General features: G+C 63.3%; 3 protein-coding genes. All 3 read right to left on the reverse strand.

Features of this window, described 5'->3' with window-relative positions:
* Positions 1 to 207: 207 nt before the first annotated feature.
* Positions 208 to 1,014 carry a family 1 encapsulin nanocompartment shell protein gene (locus ABSG20_RS27870; protein ID WP_423867694.1) on the reverse strand — a complete coding sequence of 269 codons (807 nt, stop codon included), beginning with the start codon at positions 1,012 to 1,014 and terminating at the stop codon, positions 208 to 210.
* The gene (locus ABSG20_RS27875; RefSeq protein WP_423867695.1) at positions 1,007 to 2,068 is read right to left on the reverse strand and encodes a Dyp-type peroxidase; all 1,062 of its coding nucleotides are present in this window, start codon (positions 2,066 to 2,068) and stop codon (positions 1,007 to 1,009) included. The genes ABSG20_RS27870 and ABSG20_RS27875 overlap by 8 nt, the downstream gene beginning before the upstream one ends.
* A gap of 438 nt (positions 2,069 to 2,506) precedes the next feature.
* A complete protein-coding gene (locus tag ABSG20_RS27880; RefSeq protein ID WP_423867696.1) occupies positions 2,507 to 5,188 on the reverse strand; it encodes a flavin-containing monooxygenase in 2,682 nt (893 codons plus the stop codon).
* Between the last annotated feature and the right edge of the window lie 581 nt (positions 5,189 to 5,769).

The following is a 5,769-nucleotide window of genomic DNA, read 5'->3' on the forward strand; positions in this document are numbered from 1 at the left end:
CAATTTCCCCACGGCGCGCATGCATTTGTTCGTCACCTCGAAGAGTCTCGCGCAGCTCTGACGGCCTTCTCGACATTCTACACTCGGTTCGGCGCGCATCGGCACCAACCCGGAGCAACTGTTCGCAGACTTAGCGATGAAGCCTCCCGAGACGTCACTTTCAACGACCATGGCCTTCGCGAAACCCGGATGGATGCGCCGAACGTCCTACTTCTCCCCAGGCGCGAGCACGACGGCGGCCTCGGTTGTCAGCAGCCGGAAAGTAAAGGTCTCCTGCAGGTACAGTTCGACGATCGTCTTGGAATGGCTCGAGTAACCAATGGAGATGTCCTGCCCGATATCTAACTGGAAATCACCGCCACGGGTTGTAAGCACGAAGCCACCTTCGATGGCTGGTGCCCAAACGATCTCTCCATCGACAAGACGCTGAACATGTTGAAGGATAGGATACCCTTCGTCGCTGCCCCCGCTGACGGCCGTGTATGCCTCTGCACCAAGCAAGACGGCGTAGGGGCCATTGACGCCAGCGAGGCGCAATTGACTTATAGCCTGCGCCACCGCGCCCGGATATCCCCTCACATTGGAAGGGAGCGTCAATGCCGGATTGCTGCTTCCTTGCCGGACGCCCTGAATCCCCGCTGCGGCGTATCCGTCGAAGACGGAGCGGTCTTCGGCGAAGGCGATTTTGCGGGCCGCTTCCTTCACCGGCGACCAGTCTGAATCGGTTGCGCCGCGTTCGACGTCGTCAATCGCCTGGCGTGCGAGTTCGAATGGAACGCGCAATTCGACCAGCGCTCTCGCCTCGCGTTGTGTGGCCTGGATCCCCTCGCCGGGCGCCTGGATCTGGATGAGGTGACCGGTGCCGACAGCGGAGAGTTCGAGACCCTTCGGGCCCAGCACATCCACGACCCGCCGCGCCGCCAAGTGGCGCTTGAGGGTGCGGGACGCCTCCTCTTCGATTTGAGCCCAAGCCTTGTCAGAGACAGGGGCGAGTTCCCGATGGAGATTATTCATATCCTGCCTCTTTTTTTAGAGAACCAATACCGAGTGAACCGTCGGGCCGAGACAGTCGCGATTTGGACTTGTTCTCGGCCGCAGGCGCTTTCGATGTCGGGCCGGCAGTCGATGGAGCCGCTTCCCCCGTCGCAACATCCTCCAGAAACGTCGCCGACGGCACAAAGAACAGGTTGCCCGTCACGGCGCGGCTGAAGTCGAGCAGCCGGTCATAGTTGCCCGGCGGCCGGCCGACAAACATGTTCTCGAGCATTTGCTCGATCCTGCGCGGGGACCGGGCATAGCCGATGAAATAGGTGCCGAACTCGCCCTTCCCGACATCGCCGAACGGCATGTTGTCGCGCACGATCTCCAACTGCTCCCCGTCCTCGATGATTGTCGTCAGTGCGTTGTGGGCCGAGGTTGGCTTCACAGCATCGTCCAGCTCGATGTCGGAAAGCTTGGTTCGACCTATGATGCCTTCTTGTTCCGCGACGGGAAGCTCATTCCACCGCGCCAGATCGTGCAGATATTTTTGCACGATCACGTAACTTCCCCCAGCGAAGGCAGCGTCCTCTTCGCCGATGATGGTGGCGTCGACCGCAGCCTGATCCGTTGGGTTCTCCGTCCCATCGACGAAGCCGATCAAGTCCCGATCATCGAAATAGTTGAAACCGTGCACTTCGTCCGCCGTGGAAACGGAGCCGCGGAGCCGCGACATGATCTGTGTCGCCAGCTCGAAGCACAGATCCATGCGTGTGGAGCGGATATGAAAGAGGATGTCGCCCGCTGTTGCGACAGCGTGATGGCGGCCGTGGATCTCACGAAACGGGTGCAATTCCCCCGGCTTCGGTGCCCCGAAGAGCCTGTCCCATGCCTCGGAGCCGAACGCCATGACACACGACAGCCTTCCTTCGAGATCGCGGAAGCCCACTGCACGCAGCAGAGCGGCCAGGTCGCCACACATCGTCCGCACGGCGGCTTCGTTTTCCTTTCCGGAGTTCACGGTCACGACGATAAAAATAGCAGCGCGCGTGAGCGGCGCGACGACCGGTTGCGGAATCGCGAATGGCACGCGCTACTCCCTGCTGATCTGTTCGAGAACAGTCTATCGTGCGGCTTTCGAAGAGTAAATTTGCACGTCGATCGAATTGCGAATGCCACCCCCAGGTCGGCACGTGGTCCGCCATCGACTTATTCCGGCCGTGAAGACCAGAAGCCGGACACTGGCAATCATGTCCGATCGCGCTACGTTTGCACCGTGAGATCAATGGTTTAATCTTTGTGGCGCGATAATCCCACTTCCTTTTTGGAACGTTTGCCTGGTACGCCAACCTCTTCCTCTTCATTGCGGTCGTCCGGTTGGCGCTCGGTCTGGCGACGTGGCCGTTAAGCGATGTGGTGGGCCTTACGTTAGCGCTGACGTCTTTTCGCTCGGTAAAGTTGATCACAAGTTTCCGATACGGGGCGGCGCGCGCAAGGACGTTGCGCGCGCCGTCACTATGCGTTGCTGCTACTCCGCCGCCGCGTTGAAGGTCGCCTGGTCGGATCGCTGGCCCTGGTTATCCAGCCCGGCAAAGCGGCACAGCGCGGTCGCCATCTGGGCCCGGCCGCTGACGCCGGTGAGCACCACGTCGACCATGGCGAAGGACGAGTGGAAGTGGCCACGCGCCTTCAGCTGTTCGACCGGGACGCCGGCGGCCTGCATGGCCTCGGCATAGGCAATGCCCTCGTCGCGCAGCGGATCGAATTCGCAGGTCACGACATAGGCGGGCGGCAGCCCGGCGAGCTTGCCGCGCAGCGGCGACGCGCGCGGATCGGTGCGGTCGGCGGGCGAGCAGTAGATGTCCCAGAACCAGAACATCAGCGAGCGCGTCAGGAAATAGCCCGTCGCATTGTCGTTGTAGGACGGACGGTCGAAGCTGCAGTCGGTGACCGGGCAGACCAGAAGCTGGCCTGCGATCTCAGGACCGCCGCGGTCGCGTGCCAGCTGGCAGGTGACGGCAGCGATGTTGGCGCCGGCGCTCCAGCCCGCGACCAGCACGGGCCCGGGCTTCCCGCCGAGTTCGGCCGCATGTTCGGCGATCCAGCGGGTCGCAGCAAAGCCGTCCTCCGCCGCCGCCGGGAAGCGATGTTCGGGCGCATGGCGGTAGCCGACACTGACAAAGATCATGCCGGTCCGTCGGCACATGTCGCGGCAGAACGGATCGTCAGAGAGCTCGTCGCCCAGCACCCAGCCGCCGCCGTGGAAATAGACCACGATACCGTGCGGTCCCGGCGTTGCCGGACGATAGAGACGGTAGGCCAGCGGACCATCGGGGCCGGCAAGCGTGCCGTCCTTGACCTCGCCGACGGGCCGTCCGGCAGGACGGCTCTTGTTGAACTCGCCGATGAAGTCGCGCGCGCCCTGCGCGCCGAGCGACTCGATCGGCGGCAAATTCATCTGCGCCAGCATGCCCAGCGCCAGCCGCACGTCCGGCTGCAGCCTCACGATCTCGCCGTCATTGCATTGCTCGGCCAGGTTGGGACCGGAGAGGCGGAAGCCCAGCATGCCGCGGCTGACGATCTCGTTGCAGATGCTGCGATAGGGACCGACACCGCCGGTATAGGGCATCACGCCCTGCGGTTTGCCGGGGACGTTGGCGCCCGTGTACCAGGTATTGGCGAGCCGATGCAGCGTCAGCGTCGCACAGTCGGCCATGTGCCGGGCCCAGCCGGCCTGCGCCGTCTCGGTGGCCTCCGCGGTGGTGAAGCCGGCCTCGCGCAGCGCGATCAGGCGGTCTACCACCCAGTCGACATGCTGCTCGATCGACACCGCCATGTTCGACAGCACCGACGGGCTGCCGGGGCCTGTGATCAGGAACAAATTGGGGAAGCCGGCCACCGTGAGGCCGAGATAGGTCTCCGGGCCGTGCGCCCAGACATCGGTGAGAGACTTGCCGCCGCGGCCGGTGATCGGATGCACGGCCTTGACCGCGCCGGTCATCGCGTCGAAGCCGGTCGCGAACACGATCACGTCGACCTCGATGCTGCGATGATCGGTCTTGAGGCCGGACGGCGTGATCGCGGTGATCGGCTCCTTGCGCAGATTTACCAGCGTGACGTTGGGGCGGTTGAAGGTGGCGTAGTAGTTGGTATCGAGACAAGGTCGCTTGGAGCCGAACGGATGATCGTTCGGGCAGAGCGCTTCCGCCGTTTCGGGATCGCTGACGATCGAGCGGATCTTTTGTCGGAATAGCTCGGCGAGGAGGGCGTTGGCCTCAGGATCGGTGCCCTGGTCGGCCCACAACTGGGTCAGCATGCCGACGAGATCGCCGGCGGCCCAAAGCTTCTCGAAACGCTCGCGCCGCTCGGAATCGGAGAGCTGGAAACTGAACTCGGTGGCCGGCGGCAGCGGCACCCCCGCCATCGACCAGCGCGCCTGCTCGCGGAAGGCGGCGCGGTCCTGCTCGAGCTGGGCGACGCGGTCCGCTGGTACCGCGCCATTGTGGGCGGGCAGGGCGAAGTTCGGCGTGCGCTGGAATACGGTAAGATGTGACGCCTGCTCTGCTATCCGCGGGATCGCCTGGATTCCCGATGATCCCGTGCCGATCACCGCGACCCGTTTGCCTCTGAGATCAACGCCGTGATGCGGCCAGCGACTGGTGAAATAGACTTCGCCCTTGAAGTCCTTCACGCCATCGATCTCCGGCGGCTTGGGCGCGGAGAGACATCCCGTGGCCATGATGTAATGGCGGCAGGAGACGTTGGCGCCATTGCTGGTCGTCAGGAGCCAGCGCGCGGTGGCGTCGTCCCACGTCGCCGCGACGACCTTGGTGCCGAAACGGATGTCGCGCCGGAGGTCATAGCGGTCGGCCACAAAGCCGAGATAGCGCAGGATCTCAGGCTGGGTGGCGTATTTCTCCGTCCACGTCCAGGCGTGCTCCAGTTCCGGATCGAAGGAGTAGCTGTAGTCGACCGTCTGAATGTCGCAGCGGGCGCCGGGGTAGCGATTCCAGTACCAGGTGCCGCCGACATCGTCGGCCTCATCCATCGCCACGACACTAAAGCCCGCCTTGCGCAGGCGATGCAAAAGGTAAAGGCCGGCAAAGCCGGCGCCCACTACTGCAACATCGACATGTTGCGTTCCGCCCTGCGTCGCTTGCGACGCCGGTGCTGCGACCATTGTATCCGATGCGGGGATTGCATCCGGCATGCCACTTCCTCCCATGATGTTTATTTTGACGCGACGCTAACGCTGCGCGGGCAATTTGTCATCAGATCAAATTAGTTGCGCGTTCGGCATTTTTTTTTGCGACGGACGCGGCGGGGCACGGCGCTGCAGTGCGGCGAAGCGTCAGGGATGCTGACTCAGCACCGCGACAACAACGTTCCAGCCGACCGCAAAGCCGCCGGCGGGCTTCCGGCCCGCCGAATGAATTTCCGATTCAATTGTCAAACAGCCAAGGCAGGAATTCTCAGACCGTCATTGCAAGTCATTGAGACGCGCAAGCACGGGCGCCCGATGACAGGCTCCACGAAACAATCGAACTTTGGCGCCGCGAAAGACCAGGAAAAACCCATGGCCCCATCGCCTCCCGCCCTGCAAGCTTCAAACGCGCGTTTGCGCCTCGCGGCGCGATGCGCCCGAGGGTTTGCCAGAAACTCTCGCCCTGCAAACAGAGGGCGTGGGGAATGCCGGATGCCCAGTGGCACCCGCAGCCTCGCGTGCAGAAAACGGCCATCACGCACACGAGTATTCACAGCGAGGCACCGGAAAACACCCGGCATTCCCGC

The sequence above is a fragment of the Bradyrhizobium sp. genome, assembly GCF_049512235.1.
In the GTDB taxonomy this organism is placed as follows: Bacteria; Pseudomonadota; Alphaproteobacteria; order Rhizobiales; family Xanthobacteraceae; genus Bradyrhizobium.